A 20,236-nucleotide genomic window follows, 5' to 3' on the forward strand; every position below is an offset into this window, starting at 1 on the left:
TTGCGCCTACGGGTGTCCGGGTCCCGTCCGACGGGGTCAGACCTCGGGTCAGACCTCGGGGCGGAGCATCGGCGGGTTGAGGATCGTGGCACCGCCGGCGCGGAACAGTTGGGCGGGTCGCCCGCCCTGCCGCGTGGTGGTGCCGCCGGACGGCACGAGAAAACCGGGGGTGCCGGTGACCTTGCGATGGAAATTGCGGGGATCGAGCGCGACGCCCCACACCGCCTCGTAGACCCGCCGCAGCTCGCCGACAGTGAACTCCGGCGGACAGAAGGCGGTGGCCAGGGAGGAGTACTCGATCTTGGAACGGGCTCGCTCCACCCCGTCCCCGAGGATGCGCGCGTGGTCGAACGCGAGCGGCGCGGGCTGTTCGCCGTCCCGGCCGAAGCCGCCCTCGTGGTCGAGCAGGGCGTCCACGGGCGCCCAGCGGGCGCTGTTGGCGTCGCCGCCCGCGCGGGGCGCGGGCAGGTCGGGCGCGAGAGCGAGATGGGCCACGCTGACGACCCGCATCCGGGGGTCGCGTGCCGGGTCGCCGTATGTCGCGAGCTGTTCGAGATGGGCACCGTTCGCGGGAGCGGGTGACGCCGGGTCGTGCGCGCACAGCCCCGTCTCCTCGGCCAGTTCGCGCGCCGCAGCCGCACCAAGATCCTCGTCGCCCTTGACGAACCCGCCGGGCAGCGCCCAGCGCCCCTGGAACGGCGTCTCACCGCGCCGCACGACCAGTGCGCACAGGGCGTGGCGGCGCACGGTGAGCACGACCAGGTCGACGGTGACTGCGAACGCGGGGTAAGCCGACGGGTCGTAGGGCGACATGCCGGTGATCTTAGTCGTCTGCCTGACGATAAACATCCGTTCCGCTCAGGTCCGGCGACTTCTTCCCCGCCCGCTTCCCGGCCCCCGCCGGAGGGAACGTGCACTGTCACGCCCTCGCTCACCGCGTGCGGCGCCCCCGCTCTCACTTGCCGCCCTCCGTGGCGCGCCGACCGCCACGGCTCGCGGTCCGAGCGCGCGCCGCCGGCGGACCCGGACGGGACCTCGGTGACGGCACCGTCCTGGGCGTCGCCTTCTTGATCGTCGCCTTCTTCACCACCCTTTTGATCGACTTCTTGGCCTGCTTCGTCGCTGACCGCCGTACGGGGCGATGCCGTGGGCTCCCGGTGGCGACGCGTTCGCCGCGCATACAACGCCGGAGGGTCTCCGGGTCGAGGCCCTCGTTGAATGCCTGGTGGAGGAGTTGGGCGAAGGTGTACGTGGGGTCGAGACGCAGGGCGAGTCCGAGCGCGACCCGGGCCGCCGGCTCGTCGCCGGCGGACCAGGCGACCCAGCCGGCCAGGGTGAGCGGGGCGACCGCGTGTTCGGCGTAGGAACCCACACAGCGACGGGCCAGGGCCCGCCAGAGCCGTAGCGCCGGCTCGGCGTCGGGACCCTCCATCCACTGCGCCGCCCGGTCGCGGGTCTCCCGGTCCTGAAGGCCGATGATGACCGCCGCCGCCTCGTCATCCGCGATGAGCCGGTCGTCGGCGATGTCCGTGCCACCGTCGTCGCCCTCGCGGACCCGCCCGCTCGCTCCCCGGCGGGCCGACGCGGGCGGTGTCTGTGCCAGGCGGTCCATCAGGTCCCGGGCGGCGCTGAGCGTCGACGCGCCCACCTGCTCACGGCTACCACCGCCCAGAATCCTCGGCACCAGCGCGCCGGCGGCCTCGTCCAGCGCCTGTTCCTGCTTCGCCGCCCTCTCGGCGGAACCACGCCAGGGCTCCAGCCGCGCCTCCATCTCCCGCAGGGATCCACGCACTTGGATCCCCGCGTAGGCGGAGGCAGCGGCCATCACGGATGTGCCGGGCAGGGCCAGCGGCGTACCCTCGGGCGGGCAGCAGCGCGTGTCCGGACAGCAGTAGGACCAGAAACGGCCGTCGGAGATGCAAAGCACCTCGTGCACGGGGATGTCGAGGCTCCCGAAGCCCGTGCGAATCAACTGCGCGAGCGGTTGCAGCCGGTCGCGCACGCCACGGCCCGTGGCCCCGTTCTCCGGGTCCTGGCAGAGGAAGGCGACAATCCCGTCCGGACGGGACCCACGCCGCTCGCTCCCTTCCACCAGGCACGCGGCCAACTGCTCGGAGACGGGCGCCCACTCGCGGGGCGAGCGCGGGATACCGAGCCTCAGCCGGCCCCCGAAGCGGCCCTCATCGCCGTGCAGCGCGACGAGCACCACGGAGTCGGAAGGATGGAAGCCCATCAGAAAGGGCAGGGCATCGGCGAGTTCAGCGGGGCTGCGCAGAGTGACCTGCTGCTCGTCGGCGGGACGGGTCGGTTCGCTGTGCTTGTTCATGGCTCGACGGTCCCGCGAAAGCCCGAATCCCGCGACCCCTGTGGATAAGGTTATCCACAGGCTAGTTCCGGCCGGCGCGAGCCGTTCTCCACGTACCGGCCCCCATGGACCCCATGAGACTCGGCCCGACGACGACCCCGCCGCCTGTGCGGACATCGGCCTCCTGCCAGTCGCCCAGCGGCGGGGCGCCCGCGGTGACCGTGCCTCGCGTCAGGAGCGGCGTATGTACTCGCGTGATGCCTGGACTTCGCCGCGCAGCGCCGGAAGGTCCACATCGAGGACCTGGCCGTTCCACTTGCGGGGTTCACCGTTGATGAGCACGGCGGTGATGTTGCGGGCGTCGGAGCCCAGCACAAGGGTGCCGATCGGGTCGTTGAGCGGCATGTTGTTCAGGTCCTCGGCCTGGACGACCAGCAGGTCGGCCTTCTTGCCCGGGGTGAGTGAACCGGTCACGCCGGCGAGGCCGTTGGTACGAGCGCCCTGAAGTGTGGCGAAGTCCAGAACGTCACGGGTGGTGATCCGGGAAGGCTCTCGGTCCGTGCCGTAGACCGCGTTGACGGCGCGCATCCGCTGGATCGCGAGGAGGACTCGCATCTGGGTGAACATGTCGCTGGCCAGGGCGACTTCCACATCGATGCTCAGGCCGGGCCGGATACCGGCGGCCAGCGCCTCGTCAACGGCGGGTATCGCCGTCTCCAGGCCGATCTGTGCGTCGGAGGTGGGAGCGAGCGCCACCGTGGCGCCGGTCGCCCCTATCGCCTGCCACGCCTCGGCGGTGAGGCCGGTGGCGTGGATGAGGGTGACGGAAGGGCCGAGGACGCCCTCCCCGGCCCAGGACAGCACCGCCTCGGAGGAGGACGCGCCGAACACGGCGTCGACGCTCACTCCGACGCCCAGTTCCGCCGCGGTGCGGGCGAGATCGGTCCCGTACGCCAGGGTGGAACCCCCGATCTCGTCGGTGGCGAGGGCGGCGACGCGCAGTGTCAGCAGTTGGTCGTCGCTGCTGAAGTACTGGTTCTTGAGCCGGGAGAGATCTCCGGGCCACTGCCGGTCCCACTTCCCGAAATGGGGTCCCATGGAGGCGTGCACACCGCGGATGCCGGTGTCGCGGAGAGCTTCGATCGCGGCGTCCGAGTGCGCGCGGGTGCGAGAGTTGTGGGAGAAGTCGAGCATGGTGGTGATGCCGCTGTCGATCGCGGTCAGAGCGGCGAGTCTGGTGCCGATGTACATGTCCTCGGGCCGGTACACCGTGGCGTAGCCGGCCAGGGTGGACATCACGTAGCCGCCGAGATCGTCCACGTCCGGCATGACGCGGCGCAGCTGGGCCTCCCAGGCGTGCCGATGGGTGTCGACCAGGCCGGGGGCCAGGATGGTGCCGGTGGCGTCGACGGTGACCGCGCCTTCGGCGCTCAGACCTGGGCCGACAGCGACGATGGTGTCGCCCTCCACAAGGAGGTCACCACGTTCCAGGGTCCCCAGCTCGGGGTCCATGGTGACGATGGTGGCGCCGGTGAACAGGATGCGCCGCCGAGGGTCGTCGGCTCGGCGGCGCAGCCGCTCCAACAGGGCGGGGTCGGTGGTGTCGTTGGCAGGCATGAGAGGCCCTTTCCGGACAGCGGGAGTTGGATCGACGGCGGAATCTCGACGCGGGAGGGGTCGACTCGGAACGGATCGACGGATCGACGCGCAACGGCTGTGCGCTCTCAGGCTCGATCCGGCCGGGGCGAAGCAGCCGTCTCCCGGTACAGGACGAGGTGCTCGTGGTGGAGCACGCCGTCGCGTACGTCGCCGGTGGCCGTGAAGCCGGTGTCGTCGACGTAGTCGATGTGGGCGCCGGTGACGGTGTAGCCGCCCGTGTAGGCGCTCGGCCGGTCGCCGCGGGCCTCGTCGTAACGGCCGTCGGCGCGCAGTTCCTGGCGGATGAAGCCGTCCGCGGTCACCCACATGCCGACATAGGGGTGGGGGTGGGACGTGTCGTCGGTGTTCATGGCCCAAACGGTCTCCCGCTGCCGCAGGAAGTACCAGGTCACAGGGTTCCTGGGAGCCGCGCACCCACCCTGGCGTGCCAGGGTTCAGCGGGCCGCCGAGGGCGGTGGCAGCCGCATGTGCGCGAGGTCGGGCGGGATGGGGGTGTCGGGGCGGAAGAACGGCGCGGCTTCTCCGTCGGTCGTGGTGGCGGGTGCGTCGGCGAGACGGAAGCGGTCCCGCAGGCGGCCGTAGAAGTCGGTCGGGTGCAGGCGGATGAGTCGTACGCGGTGCCGGGCGCGGAAGACGCCGATCCAGTCCCCCGGGTCGAGGACCCCGCTCAGCTGGCCGTCGATACTGACGGCGGCCTGGCCCGAGTGCGGAAGCACACGGAGGGCGACGGGTTCGTCCGGCGCCGCCACGACGGTGCGGTTGAAGGTCATGTGCGGGGCGATCGGGGTGAAGACGACCGCGTCCATGTGCGGGGAGAGGACGGGCCCGCCAGCGGCGAAGCTGTAGGCGGTGGACCCGGTGGGGGTGGCCACGGCGAGGGCGTCGGCCGCGTAGGAGGCGAGCAGGCTGCCCGCCAGATAGACGCCGACGGCGACTTGGTGGTCGCGGGCGAGCTTCTCCAGGACGATGTCGTTCAGGGCGATCACGTCCAGAGCCAGGCCCCAGCCCGCCCCCTCGGTGGTCTCCGGCCTGATCTGTGGTGGGGGCAGCGCGGGGCCTCGGCCGTAGCGGAGCAGGCCCTCCATCTCCTCGGGGATCTCCAGGGCCCGGGAGGCGCGCATGGTCAGCGTCATACGTTCTTCGACGACGGCATGACCTTGATGTACGGCGTCCAGAGCCTGGGTCACATCGCCGGCAGGCACCTCGGTGAGGAAGCCGACCTTGCCCAGGTCCACTCCCAGCACGCTCGCACCGCTGTTGACCGCGATCCGTGCCCCGCGGAGAAAAGTGCCGTCTCCGCCGAGCGTCACCACGAGGTCCGGATCGCCGGCCGCTTCGGCTTCCTCACGGCTACCGCGACGGTGCTGCTCCTTCGCCCAGACGTCGATCTCGGTGCAGCGGATACGGTGCGCGTCGCACCAGGCGTGCACTGCCCGGGCAACGTCCAGGGCGGCAGGACGCCCCTGGTGGACGATCAGTCCGATGCGTCGTACGGGCATGACAACCTCCGGATCCGCGCGAACTCCGGATCCACATCGCGAGAAAGTCTCGCCCACAAGCTAGCCGTCGGCGGCGGCCAGATCCGGGAGCAGCGCGACTGTTTCGGCCTGCCTGGGCTCGGTGGCCATGGCGCGAAGCGCTTCGAAGGCGGCGGATGTACGGCCGGCCGGTTCCCCTTGGTAGACCACGAGCTGCTGGTGCCGAGCACCGTTCACGGTGAAGGCCGCGAATCGGATGTGCAGATCACCCACCCGCGGATGCCGTAGGTGTTTGCCCGCACGGGTTTTGCCCTTGACCTCGTGCCGGCTCCAGAGATCCGCGAACTCGTCACTCTCCGCCGAGATCTCTTCCACCACCTCGGCGATCCTGGCCGACTCCGGGTCGTAGCCGTAAGCGGCCCTGATCTCCGCCACGCAGGAACGCGCGGCCTTCTCCCAATCCTGGTAGAACTCACGGCCCGCCGGGTCGACGAACACCATGCGCGCCAAGTTGTCAAAGCTTGTGAAGCCGCTGTGCAGAGCGGTGGCCGGCGAATTTCCCGCGAGTACGTCGAGTGCCGGACCGAGAACGAAGGCAGGCGTGTGCTCCCATCCGTCCATCAACTCGAGCAACTGGGCGCTGACGCCCCCGTTTTCAACGTCCCCGGGGCGCTGGGAGGCGTCGAGGCAGATCCGGTGGAGATGGTCGGCGGCTTCCGCGTTCAGTTTCAACGCTTGCGCCACAGCGCCAAGAACCTGAGGGGACGGACTGTTCTCGCGGCCTTGCTCAAGTCTGATGTAGTAGTCGGAACTGACAACCGCCAGCATCGCGACTTCCTCTCTGCGCAGCCCCGGGACTCGGCGACGGCCATGTTCGGGCAGGCCGACATCCCGCGGCTTCAACGCTTCTCGCCGGGCCCTGAGGTAGTCACCCAATGGAGTCCCATTACTCATACGGCAAGGCTAAACGGGTGGGGCGCCACACAGACGTGTCCGGCAGGACATCCTTCTCGACCGCACCGGGCACACGTGGCACGCAACGAGTCACGTAACGTAATGCCGCCTCGTGGGACGTTCCTTTTCGCGTCACGGGCGTCATCAATTCACCTGCCCCTCGGCTCCTCGCACCGGACCCTGGGAGTGATACACCCACCATCCGCACGCCCTCCCGGCCCGCTTTCGCCCTAGCCTCGGCGTCATGGACGACGACAGACACCCTGGTCAGGTGGAGGACCTGGGCCGGTTTCTGCGCTCCCGGCGGGCACTGGTGTCCCCCGCGGCGGCAGGACTGACCGCTTCCGGTCGCCGCAGGGTGCCTGGTCTGCGACGCGACGAGGTCGCGGCATTGGCCGGCGTGAGCCCGGGCTACTACACGCGCCTTGAGCAGGGGCGTGAACTGAGCCCGTCCCGACGGGTGCTGGACGCCGTGGCGAAGGCCCTGCGACTGGATGAAGCGGATACGGACCACCTCTACCGCCTCGTGAAGCCCGCGGCACGTCGCACGAGGGCCCCCGCCCGGGTCGAGCGCGTCAGTGATCATCTGCGCGAGCTGATCGAGAGCTGGACCAGGACTCCGGCGCTCCTCATCGGCAACGCGCAGGACATCCTGGCGATGAACGCCTTGGCCGCGGCCCTGTACTCCGATTTCGCGGAACACGACAACGTCCTTCGCATGCTTTTCCTCGACCACGCGACGCACTCCTTCTACCGGAATGCCGAGCGGGCGAAGGACCGGGCTGTCTCCGACTTGCAGCGGGCCGCCGCCCGCGATCCCGACGACCCTCGCATCCTGGAACTTGTCGGCGAGTTGTCGGTCCGCAGCAGCGAATTCCGCTCGATGTGGGCCCGCGTGTACATCAATGTGGCCGCGTACGAGGTGAAGCAGCTTCACCATTCGGGTGTGGGAAATCTCGAACTCCGTCACGAGGCCCTGAATGTACGGAGCAAGCCCGGCCAACAGTTGATCGTCCTGCAGGCGGAACCCGGATCGCCGTCCGAGGACGCGCTGGCCCTGCTCAGCTCACTCCCTGGTCTGTCTTCGCCATCGTAGGTGTGGGACTCCCTGGAAAACCGTTGCCTTCCTCTCCCTTCTTGCCGGATACAGACTCGAACTCGAAAGCAAAGAACTCCCTTCAACGAGAACAGGGAAAGAGGCTCTCCTCATGGCGACGTGGTTTATCACCGGAGCTTCTCGCGGCATGGGCGCCGAGATCGCACGCGCCGCTCTGACAAAGGGAAACAATGCCGTTGTCGCGGTTCGCGACCCGGAACGTGTCCCCGACGATCTGAAGAATTCCGAGAACGTCTTCCCGGTCTCTCTGGACGTCACTGACAACGGCAGCATCCCGCGGGCGGTCGAGGTGGCCGTGGATCGTTTCGGCGGCATCGACGTCCTGGTCAACAACGCCGGCCGTGGCCTGCTGGGCGCGCTGGAGGAAATCACCGACGCCGAGGCCCGCTCACTGTTCGACCTCAACGTCTTCGGCCTGATCAACGTCACACGAGCCGTACTGCCGATCATGCGCGAGCAGGGATCCGGCAAGCTCGTACACATCGGTTCCCGCTCCGGCTTCGAGGGCGAGCCCGGCGTCAGCATGTACTCCGCCTCGAAGTTCGCCGCCGCCGGCATCAGCGAGGCTCTCTCCGTCGAGATGGCCCCGTTCGGCATCCAGTCCGTGGTCGTGGAGCCGGGCGTCTTCCGCACGGACTTTCTGGACGCCAGCTCCCTGTCGGTCTGCGAGCCGTATCTCCGACTACGATCGGCGCACGTGACGCTGGACTGGATCGACCGGGCCAACCACGGCCAGCTCGGAGACCCCGTCAAGGGCGCCGCGCTCATCGTCGAAGTCACCTCCGGCGAGAAGCTGCCCACCCCCCTCTACACGCCACCGGCCACGAGGACGCGGCCTGATACATCGCTGCCACCCACAATCCCGGAGAACCTCTCCATCCACTCCGGAACCAAGCCGTGCCTCAACCGGCTCGGCCGCAAAACGGTCCGCGTCGCCGAACACCCCCGCGCACCATCGAACTCGACATGCCGAACCACGTCACGGACCCCGACGCCACCCAGCTGATGGCCGACCTCATCCCGAAGTCGGCGGGACGGGGCGTTTCGCTGTTTTTGTTCATGGCTCGACCGTCCCGCGAAAGCCGAAATTCCGCGACCCCTGTGGATAACTTTATCCACAGGCCGGGTCCGGCATTCGCGCTTTGTCCGAGCCATCAGGTTGCATGGGGGCATGACCAACGCAGAACGCGCAGCTCTCCGGGCCTCGGCCGACTCCGTCCTCGCCCGTCTTGTCGGTGACGCCACCGGCGCTGCCCGCCTGCGCGAGGACCAGTGGCGGGCCATCGAGGCGCTCGTCGCCGACAAGCGCAGAGCGCTGGTCGTGCAGCGGACGGGCTGGGGCAAGTCCGCCGTGTATTTCGTCGCGACGTCGCTGCTCCGCGCCCGGGGCAGCGGCCCGACCGTGATCGTCTCCCCGCTGCTGGCGCTGATGCGCAACCAGGTGGAGGCCGCCGCCCGCGCCGGAATCAGCGCGCGCACGATCAATTCGTCCAACTCCGAGGAGTGGGAGACGATTCAGGCCGAGGTCGCGGCCGGCGAGGTCGATGTGCTGCTGGTGAGTCCCGAGCGGCTCAACAATCCGGACTTCCGCGATCAGGTCCTGCCCGCCCTGTCGGCGGCCACCGGCCTGCTGGTGGTGGACGAGGCCCACTGCATCTCCGACTGGGGCCACGACTTCCGCCCCGACTACCGCCGGCTGCGCACGATGCTCGCCGAACTGCCGTCCGGAGTCCCGGTGCTGGCCACCACCGCCACGGCGAACGCGCGAGTGACGGCCGACGTCGCCGAGCAGTTGGGCACGGGAGCGGGCACGGACGCGCTCGTGCTGCGTGGAGCACTGGACAGGGAGAGCCTGAGTCTCAATGTGCTCAGGCTCCCGGACGCCGCGCACCGGCTGGCCTGGCTGGCCGATCATCTGGTGGACCTTCCGGGCTCCGGGATCATCTACACCCTGACCGTCGCGGCGGCCGAGGAAGTCACCGCCTATCTGCGCCAGTGCGGTCACACCGTCACGTCGTACACGGGCCGCACGGAGAACGCGGACCGGCAGCAGGCCGAGGAGGACCTCCTCGCCAACCGCGTCAAGGCTCTGGTCGCCACGTCCGCGCTGGGCATGGGGTTCGACAAGCCCGACCTCGGCTTCGTCGTCCACCTCGGCTCCCCCTCCTCACCCATCGCCTACTACCAGCAGGTGGGCCGTGCGGGGCGCGGAGTCGAGCACGCCGAGGTGCTGCTGCTCCCCGGCAAGGAGGACGAGGCCATCTGGCAGTACTTCGCGTCGGTCGCCTTCCCGCCGGAGGAGCTGGTCCGGCGCACGCTCGACGTCCTGGCGCAGGCGGACAGACCCCTCTCCCTGCCGGCTCTCGAACCGCTGGTCGAGCTGCGGCGTACGCGGCTGGAGACGATGCTCAAGGTGCTCGACGTGGACGGCGCGGTGCATCGGGTCAAGGGCGGCTGGACCAGTACCGGACAGCCCTGGGTGTACGACGCCGAGCGGTACGCGTGGGTGGCGCGCCAGCGGCAGACCGAACAGCAGGCCATGCGGGACTACGCGACGACGACGGCCTGCCGGATGGAGTTCCTGCGGCTCCAGTTGGACGACGAGGAGGCGGCGCCCTGCGGACGGTGTGACAACTGCGCGGGGGCGCGGTTCACGGACAAGGTCTCCGGCGGTGCCCTGGACGCCGCCCGGGGCGAGTTGGGCAGGCCCGGGGTGGACGTGGAGCCGCGCAAGATGTGGCCGACGGGGCTGCCCGCCGTGGGCATCGATCTGCGGGGGCGAGTTCCCGCCGGGGAGCGCAGTTACCCGGGCCGGGCGCTCGGCCGGCTCTCGGACATCGGGTGGGGCAACAGGCTGCGTCCGATGCTGGCGCCGCAGTCACCCGACGGCCCCGTCCCCGACGACGTGGTGGACGCCGTGGTCAGCGTCCTCGCCGACTGGGCGAAGGGGCCCGGCGGTTGGGCGTCCGGGCTGGACGACGCACCACCGCGCCCGGTGGGTGTCGTGACCGTCGCCTCGCGGAGCAAGCCGCAGCTCGTGGGATCACTGGGCAGCCGGATCTCCGAGGTGGGCCGGATGCCGCTGCTGGGGACGGTGGAGTACGCGCCGGACGCCGAGGGGGCCCGTATCTCCCGTACCAACAGCGCCCAGCGGGTACGCGCGCTGCACGAGGCGTTCACCGTGCCACCGGAGTTGGCCGAGGCTCTGACCTCGGCGGCGGGTCCCGTCCTGCTCGTCGACGATCTCTCGGACAGCGGCTGGACATTGGCCGTGGCGACCCGGCTGCTGCGCAAGGCCGGAGCCGCAGGGGTGTTCCCGCTGGTCCTCGCCGTTCAGACGTGACCACGTATCAGAGGGACCCCGAATGGGCAGGATCAAGGCAGGGATATGAGCCCCATTCCCGCCCATTCCGGTCAGCAGCGCCAATTGCTCGTTGCCGCCTGCCCAAAGCCCCGCAAGAATTGGAGATGCCCCCCGCACGGTCGGACCGTTCGCGGTCCGGACGGACTGTGCCCCGGCGCGCCTCACCCGACCCTGCCCGCACTGTGGGCGCGTATGCGAAGGGAGGAACGTGACCTTCGGATTCGCTCCGTCCGCAGCCTCATCGATCACGACAGCCGATTCCGTCACCCGCCTCGCCAGAATGCTCGAGCCCGCTGAATGGGCGGCGGCCGGCATACCCCTGCTCAGCAACCCCCGCGAGGTCGTCAGCGGTCTGCACTCCCGGCATCGGCCGACCCCGGCGACCGCCGTCGTCGCCGTCCTGGACCACGAGGAACGTCTCGCCGCCAGCGCCTCGTTCGTCCCGCGGGAGGCGCCGGTCGACGGCTGGGAGTTCCGAAACGCCCTGCTGGCGCACCTGCGCCGGGTCATCCCGCACGATCTGCGCCGCCGTACGCCGGTACGCACCGCCGTACTCCTCTACTGCCGCGACGGCGACGAGCGCTGGACGGAGGAGGACGGGGCCTGGATGTGGGGGCTGCGGGACGCCTGCACACTGCACGGCCTGCGCTGCGGCGCGTACATCACGTTGACGCGTGGCGGCTGGCAGGTGCTGGGCGAGGGCCGGGGCGGCCGTCGGCCCAGCTCCGAGTCGGCGCCCGAAAGTCTCGCCGAGACGGTGTCCGACCCCGCTCCATCACCCCTGCGTTCCGGGGGCGGCGGGGTGGAGGCGCTGCGGCGCGCGGCGGCTCGCTGAACCGTCACGTCCGCAGATTTCGACCCGGCCGCCCACGCGGGGCAGCCGGGTCATGAGCGGCCGGGACCGGGACCGGAGCCCTGGCCCACCACTCGGTGAAATCCGGGTCAGACGCCCGCGCCGAGCACGGAGTTGACCCGCTGCTGGTCACCGCAGACGACGAGCAGTGCGACGGCCCGCTCCCGCGCCGTCGCCAGCACACGCTCGACAGTGTCGTCGCCGTCACTGTTGAGCGCGACGACTACCACGGGGCGCGCCTTCGCGCGGTCCACGGCCGAGGCGTCGGCGAAGAACACGTCCTCGCCCGTGTCGTGCTGCTCCCAGTAGGAGCTCTCACCGAAGGACAGTTCGTGCGTGGCCCACGGGTGCTGTTCGCCCGTGGTGAGGACGAGGATGTCGCCCGGCGCGCGACCGGAGTCCAGCAGCAGGTCGACCGCCTCATCGGCGGCGTCCAGCGCGCCGTCCGCCGAGGCGGGGATCAGCCGGATCTGAGGGCCGGAAGGGGTCTGCTCCGGGACGGCGACGGGCCGTTCGGCGGGGACCTGCGAGTGCTCCGACGGTGCGGGGCTCGCGGTACCGCGCCCCGGATGTCCGGGGCGTGGTGTGGCCGCGGACCGCGGCCCGGGAACGGGACGGGGACGCGGACCGGGTACGGGACGGGGGGTCGACGCGGTGCGGCCGGTGGCCGGTGTGACGCGGGGACCCTGGGCGCTCTCGTGAATCTGAGGCTCCTCGGGGATGAGAGGCATGAGTGGATGTCTATCAAACGCCGACGCGTAAGTCATCGGCGGGTGGGCACATCTGTGCTATTTGTTTCGCTTGTCGAGTACGGCCGGGGCGGTGCGCGGGCCGTATCCGCCAGAACCGGCCGGGCCGGTCACGTCAGGTCGTTCGGAACAGGCCGCTCCGGGGCGTTCGTTCGGTCAGGTCGTTCGGATCAGAAGTCGAAGCCGAGCTGGCCCTCGCTCTCCAGCAGCTCCGCCTGGGCGGAGATACGGATCTTCTTGAGATGGCGCCACCGGGGCAGCGCGTCGAGATAGGACCACGAGAGCCGGTGGTGCGAGGTCGGCCCCCGTTCCGCCAGCGCCGCCTTGTGCACCGGCGAGGGGTATCCCGCGTTGGCGTGGAAGGCGAAACCGTCGCATTCCTGGGATGTGGCACCCAGTTCGGCCATCATCGCGTCCCTGCGCACCTTGGCGAGCACCGAAGCGGCAGCCACCGAGACACAGGAGATGTCGCCCTTGATGACCGTCCGGACCTGCCAGGGTTTGCCGAGGTAGTCGTGCTTGCCGTCGAGGATCACGGCGTCGGGCCGCACCGGCAGCGCGTCCAGAGCCCGTTCGGCGGCGAGCCGAAGCGCCGCGGTCATCCCGTGGTCGTCGATCTCCTCCGGCGAGGCGTGCCCTATGGCGTGCGAGGTCACCCATGACTCCAGCTCCAGCGCCATCTCGGCACGGCGCTTGGGAGTGATCAGCTTGGAGTCGGTGAGTCCGACGGGGGCCCTGCGCAGACCCGTGATGGCCGCGCAGACCGTCACAGGCCCCGCCCACGCCCCGCGTCCGACCTCGTCGACACCAGCGATGATCTTGGCACCGGTGGTGGCGCGGAGCGATCGCTCTACGGCGTGGGTGGGTGGTTCGTACGGCATGGCGCAGCCAAGGTTACGCCGCCGCTCCCCCGCGCGACACCCCGGGCTCCCCCGGCCGTACGCGACCCGCCGGCGGCCCCCGTCGGCGCGGCGCGTCGTACGCCTCAACCGGCCCTCGGAGTGGGCCCGTACGGTCCGTACGGCGCGCGGGACCCTCGACCGCCACCCGACGCCCAAAACCACCACACCGCCCGGCGTCAGTCCGAGGACGGCCGGAGCAGCGGCAGCATGATCTGATCGATGAGCTGCGCGATCTCCTCGTCGGGCCATGCGCTGTCGCGCACCTTCGACCGGTACATCAGCACGGCGGGGATGAGGTCGAAGACGAGCGAGCCGGTGGCGTCGGGCCGTACGTCACCCCGCCGGATGCCGCGGCGCACGACCTCCCCGAACAGATTGGCCGACGGCTCGATCACCCCGCTCATGATCAGCGCCTGGAAACGCCCGGAGGCCGACTTGTCGCATTCGTGCAGGACCGCCCGGAGCGCCCATCCGGGCCGTGAGTACATCGCGTCCCGGACCAGGCGGGTCAACTCGTAGAGATCGTCGCGGACTCCACCGAGATCGGGCGCGTCGTCGAGCGAGGGGAGCCCCGCCGCCAGCGCGTCGGCGACGAGATCCTCCTTGGAAGGCCAGCGCCGGTAGACGGCGGCCTTGCCCGTCTGCGCCTCCGCGGCGACGCCCTCCATCGTCAGGCCGTTCCAGCCCACCGTGCTCAATTGCTCCAACACGGCGTCGAGGATCGCGCGCTCCAGCACCGGCCCGCGACGTCGCGACACCACCGTCCGCGGCCGAGCGGTGGCCGCCGAGCGTGAAGTATCCATCAGCAAGTTCTCCATCAGGCAAAGATTCAGACGGCAGCCTCAGTGAACGGTTGCGTTCACTGACGGGGACTCACTACCGTGGACAACCCAGTGAACGCATCCGTTCACTAATTCACTTGGGGGACTCGTAGTGACAACCTCTCAACTAGAAGCAGGACGCGAGCCGGGTGCGGCCCGCCGTGAGGGGCGGCCCGGAATCGCGCTGGCCGTCATCGCGGCCTGTCAGCTCATGGTCGTACTCGACGCGACGATTGTGAACATCGCGCTCCCGCACATCCAGGATGCCCTCAGTTTCTCCACCACCGACCTCTCCTGGGTCCTGAGCGCGTACACGCTCACCTTCGGCGGCCTCCTGCTGCTCGGTGGCCGCGCCGGCGACATCCTCGGCCGCCGCCGCGTCTTCATGGCCGGCATCCTGCTCTTCACCTTCGCCTCGCTCCTGGGCGGTTTCGCGCAGGAGCCCTGGCAGCTCCTCGCCGCGCGAGCGCTCCAGGGGGTCGGCGGCGCCATCGCCTCACCCACCTCGCTCGCCCTCATCACCACGACGTTCCCCGAGGGACCCGCGCGGAACAGGGCGTTCGGGGTCTTCGCCGCCGTCTCGGCGGGCGGTGGCGCGATCGGCCTGCTGGCCGGCGGGATGCTCACCGAATGGCTCGACTGGCGCTGGGTGTTCTTCGTCAACGTGCCGATCGGCGTGCTGATCGCCGTCCTGGCACCGATGTACATCAGCGAGTCCAAGCGCCACCCCGGCCGCTTCGACCTCTCCGGCGCCGCGACGTCCACCCTGGGTATGGCCTCGCTCGTCTACGGATTCATCCGGGCCTCGGAAGAGGGCTGGCGCGACTCGCTCACCATCGGATCGTTCGCGGCGGCCGTCATCCTGCTCGCCGCCTTCGGCCTCATCGAGTCACGGGCCAAGGAACCGATCATTCCGCTCAGGATGTTCGCCGACCGGAACAGGTCGGGCACCTACGTCATCATGCTGAGCCTGGCCGCGGCCATGTTCGGAATGTTCTTCTTCATCGTGCTTTTCGTGCAGAACGTGCTCGACTACAGCCCGATCGAGTCCGGCCTCGCGTTCCTGCCCGTGACCCTCGCGATCGGCCTGGGCGCGGGGCTCTCGCAGCGGCTGTTGCCGGTGCTCGGTCCGAAGCCGTTCATGGTCGTCGGCTCGACCATCACGGGCCTCGGGCTCCTCTGGCTGACGCTGATCAGCTCGGACAGCTCGTATCTGAGCGGTGTGCTCGGTCCGATGGTCCTCTTCGGCTTCGGCATGGGGCTCAACTTCGTGACCCTCACGCTGACGGCGGTCTCCGGGGTCGCGCAGCACGAGGCGGGCGCCGCGTCGGGACTGCTCAACGCGAGCCAGCAGGTGGGCGGTTCGCTGGGACTGTCCATCCTGGTCACGGTCTTCGGTACGGCGAGCCGCGACGAGGCCGAGAAGCAACTGCCCTCGTTCATGGCGGAGGCGTCCCCGGCCGAGAAGGCGCAGTTCGCCACGGCCCACGAACTGCCGGGGCGTTGGGGCCACGAGGTGCTGACGCAGGGCATCTCGACCGCGTTCACGGCCGCCGTGGGCATGGTGGTCCTGGCGCTGCTGACGGCGACGCTGGTGGTACGCGTACGCAAGAGCGACCTGGAGGCGCTCAGCGGCAAGGCGAGCGCCGCGGGGCCGGCGGCGTAGAGCCGTACGGGACGTCCCCGGGGGAGGACGTCCCGTACGTAGGAGGTGACGACTTACAGGAGGTGGAGACGTTCGACCGGACCGGCAGGGCGGGCGCGTCAGTAGCCGTCGCCGCTGCGCCCGTCGTCGTACGGGTCGCGCTCGCCGCCCTAATCGTTCAGAAGGATCATCGCCGAGCACTCCTCCCACCGAGGTTCGATCGGCCGCTCGTCGAGGATGTCCCTGGCCTTCGACTCGCTCCAACTGGTCGCGTACCACGGTTCGTCCGAGTCGCCCAGCTCTCGCTCGATGCCCTCCAGGGCGCAGGAGCGCAACGGCTCGGGAAGCGTGTCGAGTGCCGGTACGGCGTCGGCGGAGAGCTGCTGGAAGTAGTTGATGTCGATCTTGTCGGAGGCCCCGTAGCGCTCGACGTTCCGCTCCGCGACGAGCGCGTCCGGCGAGAGCAGACCGAAGATCAGAACGCCCGCCGCGCCACTGACGGCCACGGCGCGCGGCAGCCAGCGCCCGCCGAACGCGCCGGCGGCCATGATCAGGACGATCACGAGCCCGAGCCACAGCTCCATCGCCGCCACCGAGACGCGCAGCCGGGTCAGCCCGTACGCGTCCACGTACAGGTCCATACGGCGCAGCGCGGACGCGACGACAACCAGCGTGAGGACGCACAGGACACCGAGCACGGCGCTGACGAGCATGCGGTCCCTGGCTCCGTCGCGCGGCGCCCAGCGCCGGGCGAGACCGATCACGAGGAGGGTGAGGAGGGTGGCGCCGAGCAGCTGCCAGAAGCCCTGCGTGGCGTACTCGGAGTACGTCAGGTCGGTCTCGCTCAGGACCTTGTCGTAGCCGCCGAACAGCACCGTCAGCTGGACGCCGATGAACACGGCGAAGAGCAGGTTGAGCACGATCAGCGGCAGCGCCCACTCGACGCGGCCACGCGGCGCTCCGGGCCGCACCGTGATCCGGTCCCAGCGCAGCGGCGCCGCGGCCGTGTGCGCGGCGGCGAGCGCCCCGACGAGGCCGAGGACGAAGAGCAGCGTGCGCCACGGTCCGTCGGCGACCGAGACGTCGGGCGCCAGGCCGCCGAGCAGATCGGCGAAGGCGGCGTCGGCGCTCGCGAAGAGCGCGCCGAACACGATCAGCAGTACGAGGGCGACCGCCGCCGTACGGAGGACGGGTGCCCAGCGCCCGCGCGAGCCCTCGGCCCGCTCGCGCACACCCCGGAGACCCCAGAACACTCCTGTGCCGAGCGAACCGAGCAGCCCGAACGGGCCGAGAAGGACGCCGAGCCAGGTGCGGCAGCCGTGCAGAGCGAGCGAACCGAGCGCCAGCGCGGACGTGACGGCGAGGAACGTCGGCCAGCCGGCGTCACGCAGGGCGGGAACCGAGAGCAGCGCGACGCCGCCGACGGCCCAGACCAGGGTCCACGGGCGCAGTCGCCGTCCGGCGTCACGCGCGGCGAAGTACGCGGCGAGCGCGGCCGGCACGGTCACGATCAGCAGGTTGAGCCCGAGCCCGTCGCCGAGCAGCAGCCCGCTGAGCAGGCCGGTGACGGCGACGCACCACAGAGCGGCGACGCTGATGCGCGCGGGCTCGACGGAGCCGATCTCACCGATCCAGGCGGGAGGATCGTGCTGCGGCGACTGCCACTGCTGCCAGTTGGCCGGCAGCGGCTCCAGCGGCCGGCGTCCGGTGTGCGTGGGTGGGGTCCGGTGGGGCGCGGGGCGCGTCTGCCCCGCGCCTCCGGCACGCGCCGGAGCAGTCGTGCGCGCCGGTTCTTCCTTGCGCGTCGATACGGCCCGCGGCTGCGGCACCGCGTCCTGGATGTCCTGCTCCGCGGTGGCTTCACGCGGTGACCTCGGCTCCGGATCCCCTCCCGGTGCCGATTCCGGTTCCTTACTCGAATTCGACGGCGTCTCTGACACGAGCCCCCCTCACCGCCCGGTGCCACGCGCACGGCGACAGGTCGGCGCTGGATCCCGGGCTCACGTAGGCGCACGCCCGTCGATGATCAACGAGGCGGCATGGGGCGAGGCTAGCGCCGTGCGGCGGGAGCGCTTGCGCCGGAGCGAGTCTGTGGCGGGACCGTGACAGTAGCGACGGGCGCGCCTCCTGAAGAGGTGCGCGGCAGTGACTCCCAAGAAGGCGGCGCCTCTACCGATCCGCCGCTCTACCGCGGGCCGACCGGCAGCCAGTCGGGCAGCGACTCCGTCTGCTCCACCCACCGCGCCGGGGGTGCACCGGCGCTCACCGCGGCCACCACTCCCCCGACGATCGCGCAGTTCGTGTCGACGTCACCGCCCACCTGCGCCGTGTTCCAGAACGCCCGCTCGAAGTCGCCGAGCGAACGGGCCGCCGACCAGAGCGCGAACGGGACCGTGTCATGCGCCGTCGTACGCCGTCCGCTGCCGAGCACCGCGGCGACCGTTCCGGCGTCGTCGTAGTCGAGCATGTCCCGCGCCCGGCGCAGCCCGGCTCCCACGGCGCTGCGGGGCACGAGCTCGATGACTCCGTCGAGCAGGTCCTTCGGTGCGGGCGGTCCGGCCGGGCCGGCGGCGATGGCGGTCGCGGCGGCCACCGCCATGGCGCCCGCCACGGCCTCACGGTGCTGATGCGTGGTGTACGCGGAGATCTCGGCCTGGTGCGTGGCCTGCTCGGGATCGTCGGCGTACCAGGCGCCGAGCGGCGCGATACGCATGGCGGCGCCGTTGCCCCATGAGCCCTGGCCGTTGAAGAGTCCTGAGGCCAGCTCCCGCCAGTCGCCGCCTTCCCGGACCAGCCGGAGCATGCGGTTCACCGCGGGGCCGTAACCGCGGTCGAAGTCGTGGTGCGTGGCGAAGGAGTGGGCGAGCGCGTCCTGGTCGACGCGTCCGTGGACGGCGAGGACGGCCAGGACCGAGGTGGCCATCTCGGCGTCGTCCGTCCACTGCCACGGGCCGGGCGGCAGTTCGCGCCGCTTCAGCAGCGGATAGTTCACGGGGACGAAGAACTGTGAGCCGAGCGCGTCTCCTACGGAGAGCCCACGCAGACTGGCCAGGGCGCGCCGGAAGCGCGGGTCGAGCGGAGGGAGTGTGGTGTCAGCGGTCATCGCTCCCTCACTCTAACCGGTGATGCCGTACGGCTCCGGGGTCCGCCAGCGCTCGAACGGCCTGTCCAGCGTGTAACGCCCGTCCTCGCCGAGCAACAGTGTCCGGGACTCCCCGTTGCAGGGGTTGGACAGCGACTCGAACTCGGCGACGGACCAGTGGAACCAGCGCATACAGAAAAGCCGCATGGTCAGACCGTGGGTGATCAGCAGCACGTTCGCGGGGTGGTCGGCCGCCTCGAAGCTCCGGTGGAGGCTCTCCAGGAAGGCGCCGACCCGGTCGTACACGTCGGCGCCGGACTCGCCCTGGGCGAAGCGGTAGAAGAAGTGCCCGTAGGCGTCGCGGTACGCCTTCTGGAGGCGTACGTCCTCATGGTCCTGCCAGTTGCCCCAGTCCTGTTCGCGCAGGCGGGGCTCCTCGCGTGCCCGCACCAGCTCCGGGTCCAGGCCGAAGGCGCGGAACGTCTCGTGGGTGCGGCGGTACGGCGACACGTACACGCTCACGCGCTCGCGGCCGAAGACCTCACGCAGCCGCGCGCCCGTCTCCTCGGCCTGGCGCCAGCCGGTCTCGGTGAGCCCGAGGGCATGGTCGGGCTGACGTTCGTACACCGTGTCGTCGGCGTTTCCCTCCGACTCGCCGTGCCGGACTAGGACGATGCGTCGCGGTCTCACCATGGGTCGACCCTAGATCGCGCGGCTCCGGACCGGGCGGCGGCCCCCGGCGTCGCGCCGTCCGCGTACCGCGCGCACCAGTCGCCGCACGCTCCGTACCTGTCCCGCTCGCCGTACCTGTCCCGCTCGCCGCGCCGTCATCCGCTCCGCACTCGCGGCGTCACACCGTCCAGCCCGGTTCGAGCTGGACGACGTCGCCCGCCAGCGCCGCCACGTCCGCGGCGGTCTGCGCGCGCAGCGAGAGCCGTTCCACGCGCTCGATCCGGTACTTGCCGTGCTCGGCGGCCGACTGCCACATCGAGAGCACCAGGAACTCGTTGCCCGGCGCGTCGCCGAACACCCCGCGCACCATCCCCGGCGAACCGGCCATCGCCGGATTCCACACCTTCTCCTGCATCAGCGCGAAGTGCTCGGCGCGGTCCTCGTGCACCTTGCAGTGCGCGACCCGCACCACGTCCGCGTCGGTGAACCTCGGCTCGAAGCCCGTCTTCACATCGAAGCGGTAGTCGAAAAGCTTGGCCTGGGCGTCCTTGAACGTGCCCGACTGCGCGGCGGCCAGCCGGTCGTGGGAGCGCGCCATGAAGGAGTCGTAGAAGGCCCGGCTCTCCCAGAACGCG

The 20,236-nt window shown here is 70.4% G+C and carries 18 protein-coding genes; 5 read left to right on the forward strand and 13 right to left on the reverse strand.

Annotated features, from left to right (window positions below):
* Positions 1-48: 48 nt before the first annotated feature.
* From P3L51_RS06320 to P3L51_RS06345, 6 genes are all read right to left on the reverse strand, one after another.
* On the reverse strand, positions 49-813 hold the full coding sequence (locus P3L51_RS06320) for an NUDIX hydrolase (RefSeq protein WP_354604056.1): 765 nt from the start codon (positions 811-813) through the stop codon (positions 49-51).
* Between the two features lie 142 nt (positions 814-955).
* The gene (locus P3L51_RS06325; protein WP_354604057.1) at positions 956-2,326 is read right to left on the reverse strand and encodes a DUF4192 domain-containing protein; all 1,371 of its coding nucleotides are present in this window, start codon (positions 2,324-2,326) and stop codon (positions 956-958) included.
* Positions 2,327-2,536: 210 nt separating this feature from the next.
* Positions 2,537-3,922: an amidohydrolase family protein gene (locus tag P3L51_RS06330; RefSeq protein WP_354604058.1), complete on the reverse strand. Its 1,386-nt coding sequence runs from the start codon at positions 3,920-3,922 to the stop codon at positions 2,537-2,539.
* Between the two features lie 107 nt (positions 3,923-4,029).
* The gene (locus P3L51_RS06335) at positions 4,030-4,314 is read right to left on the reverse strand and encodes an Atu4866 domain-containing protein (RefSeq protein ID WP_354604059.1); all 285 of its coding nucleotides are present in this window, start codon (positions 4,312-4,314) and stop codon (positions 4,030-4,032) included.
* 84 nt (positions 4,315-4,398) lie between these two features.
* Positions 4,399-5,463 carry an NAD(+)/NADH kinase gene (locus tag P3L51_RS06340; RefSeq protein WP_354604060.1) on the reverse strand — a complete coding sequence of 355 codons (1,065 nt, stop codon included), beginning with the start codon at positions 5,461-5,463 and terminating at the stop codon, positions 4,399-4,401.
* Positions 5,464-5,523: 60 nt separating this feature from the next.
* Positions 5,524-6,396 (reverse strand): helix-turn-helix transcriptional regulator, encoded by an 873-nt coding sequence (locus tag P3L51_RS06345; RefSeq protein ID WP_354604061.1) that lies wholly within the window; start codon positions 6,394-6,396, stop codon positions 5,524-5,526.
* A gap of 244 nt (positions 6,397-6,640) precedes the next feature.
* Between P3L51_RS06345 and P3L51_RS06350 the strand changes: the two genes are divergently transcribed.
* From P3L51_RS06350 to P3L51_RS06365, 4 genes are all read left to right on the forward strand, one after another.
* Entirely contained in the window at positions 6,641-7,492 is an 852-nt protein-coding gene (locus tag P3L51_RS06350; RefSeq protein ID WP_354604062.1) for a helix-turn-helix transcriptional regulator, read from the forward strand.
* A 112-nt stretch (positions 7,493-7,604) separates the two neighbouring features.
* Entirely contained in the window at positions 7,605-8,519 is a 915-nt protein-coding gene (locus P3L51_RS06355) for an SDR family oxidoreductase (protein WP_354604063.1), read from the forward strand.
* A 165-nt stretch (positions 8,520-8,684) separates the two neighbouring features.
* On the forward strand, positions 8,685-10,856 hold the full coding sequence (locus P3L51_RS06360; protein WP_354604064.1) for a RecQ family ATP-dependent DNA helicase: 2,172 nt from the start codon (positions 8,685-8,687) through the stop codon (positions 10,854-10,856).
* Between the two features lie 229 nt (positions 10,857-11,085).
* Positions 11,086-11,712 (forward strand): hypothetical protein, encoded by a 627-nt coding sequence (locus tag P3L51_RS06365; protein ID WP_354604065.1) that lies wholly within the window; start codon positions 11,086-11,088, stop codon positions 11,710-11,712.
* Positions 11,713-11,819: 107 nt separating this feature from the next.
* Here P3L51_RS06365 and P3L51_RS06370 read toward each other — a convergent pair whose 3' ends face one another.
* From P3L51_RS06370 to P3L51_RS06380, 3 genes are all read right to left on the reverse strand, one after another.
* A complete protein-coding gene (locus P3L51_RS06370) occupies positions 11,820-12,461 on the reverse strand; it encodes a hypothetical protein (RefSeq protein WP_354604066.1) in 642 nt (213 codons plus the stop codon).
* 188 nt (positions 12,462-12,649) lie between these two features.
* Entirely contained in the window at positions 12,650-13,360 is a 711-nt protein-coding gene (rnhB, locus tag P3L51_RS06375; protein ID WP_354604067.1) for a ribonuclease HII, read from the reverse strand.
* Between the two features lie 197 nt (positions 13,361-13,557).
* Positions 13,558-14,184: a TetR/AcrR family transcriptional regulator gene (locus P3L51_RS06380; protein ID WP_354604068.1), complete on the reverse strand. Its 627-nt coding sequence runs from the start codon at positions 14,182-14,184 to the stop codon at positions 13,558-13,560.
* 130 nt (positions 14,185-14,314) lie between these two features.
* Here P3L51_RS06380 and P3L51_RS06385 point away from each other — a divergent pair, with 130 nt between their 5' ends.
* Positions 14,315-15,868, forward strand: a complete 1,554-nt coding sequence (locus P3L51_RS06385) for an MFS transporter (RefSeq protein ID WP_354604069.1) — start codon at positions 14,315-14,317, stop codon at positions 15,866-15,868.
* A 149-nt stretch (positions 15,869-16,017) separates the two neighbouring features.
* Here the strand turns inward: P3L51_RS06385 and P3L51_RS06390 are convergent, their stop codons facing one another.
* The 4 genes from P3L51_RS06390 to P3L51_RS06405 form a co-directional block, all read right to left on the reverse strand.
* Positions 16,018-17,787 carry a DUF4153 domain-containing protein gene (locus tag P3L51_RS06390; protein WP_354604070.1) on the reverse strand — a complete coding sequence of 590 codons (1,770 nt, stop codon included), beginning with the start codon at positions 17,785-17,787 and terminating at the stop codon, positions 16,018-16,020.
* A 245-nt stretch (positions 17,788-18,032) separates the two neighbouring features.
* Entirely contained in the window at positions 18,033-18,950 is a 918-nt protein-coding gene (locus P3L51_RS06395; RefSeq protein WP_354604071.1) for an ADP-ribosylglycohydrolase family protein, read from the reverse strand.
* Between the two features lie 12 nt (positions 18,951-18,962).
* On the reverse strand, positions 18,963-19,622 hold the full coding sequence (locus tag P3L51_RS06400) for a histidine phosphatase family protein (protein ID WP_354604072.1): 660 nt from the start codon (positions 19,620-19,622) through the stop codon (positions 18,963-18,965).
* Between the two features lie 157 nt (positions 19,623-19,779).
* On the reverse strand, positions 19,780-20,236 hold a 457-nt coding region (locus P3L51_RS06405; RefSeq protein WP_354604073.1), incomplete at its 5' end, for a DUF4937 domain-containing protein.

Source organism: Streptomyces panacea (genome assembly GCF_040560175.1).
In the GTDB taxonomy this organism is placed as follows: Bacteria; Actinomycetota; Actinomycetes; order Streptomycetales; family Streptomycetaceae; genus Streptomyces; species Streptomyces panacea.

Coding starts and splice junctions, on each gene's coding strand:
- P3L51_RS06320 (WP_354604056.1), bottom strand. CDS start 813: ATGTCGCCCTACGACCCGTCGGCTTACCCCGCGTTCGCAGTCACCGTC.
- P3L51_RS06325 (WP_354604057.1), bottom strand. CDS start 2,326: ATGAACAAGCACAGCGAACCGACCCGTCCCGCCGACGAGCAGCAGGTC.
- P3L51_RS06330 (WP_354604058.1), bottom strand. CDS start 3,922: ATGCCTGCCAACGACACCACCGACCCCGCCCTGTTGGAGCGGCTGCGC.
- P3L51_RS06335 (WP_354604059.1), bottom strand. CDS start 4,314: ATGAACACCGACGACACGTCCCACCCCCACCCCTATGTCGGCATGTGG.
- P3L51_RS06340 (WP_354604060.1), bottom strand. CDS start 5,463: ATGCCCGTACGACGCATCGGACTGATCGTCCACCAGGGGCGTCCTGCC.
- P3L51_RS06345 (WP_354604061.1), bottom strand. CDS start 6,396: ATGAGTAATGGGACTCCATTGGGTGACTACCTCAGGGCCCGGCGAGAA.
- P3L51_RS06350 (WP_354604062.1), top strand. CDS start 6,641: ATGGACGACGACAGACACCCTGGTCAGGTGGAGGACCTGGGCCGGTTT.
- P3L51_RS06355 (WP_354604063.1), top strand. CDS start 7,605: ATGGCGACGTGGTTTATCACCGGAGCTTCTCGCGGCATGGGCGCCGAG.
- P3L51_RS06360 (WP_354604064.1), top strand. CDS start 8,685: ATGACCAACGCAGAACGCGCAGCTCTCCGGGCCTCGGCCGACTCCGTC.
- P3L51_RS06370 (WP_354604066.1), bottom strand. CDS start 12,461: ATGCCTCTCATCCCCGAGGAGCCTCAGATTCACGAGAGCGCCCAGGGT.
- rnhB (WP_354604067.1), bottom strand. CDS start 13,360: ATGCCGTACGAACCACCCACCCACGCCGTAGAGCGATCGCTCCGCGCC.
- P3L51_RS06380 (WP_354604068.1), bottom strand. CDS start 14,184: ATGGATACTTCACGCTCGGCGGCCACCGCTCGGCCGCGGACGGTGGTG.
- P3L51_RS06395 (WP_354604071.1), bottom strand. CDS start 18,950: ATGACCGCTGACACCACACTCCCTCCGCTCGACCCGCGCTTCCGGCGC.
- P3L51_RS06400 (WP_354604072.1), bottom strand. CDS start 19,622: ATGGTGAGACCGCGACGCATCGTCCTAGTCCGGCACGGCGAGTCGGAG.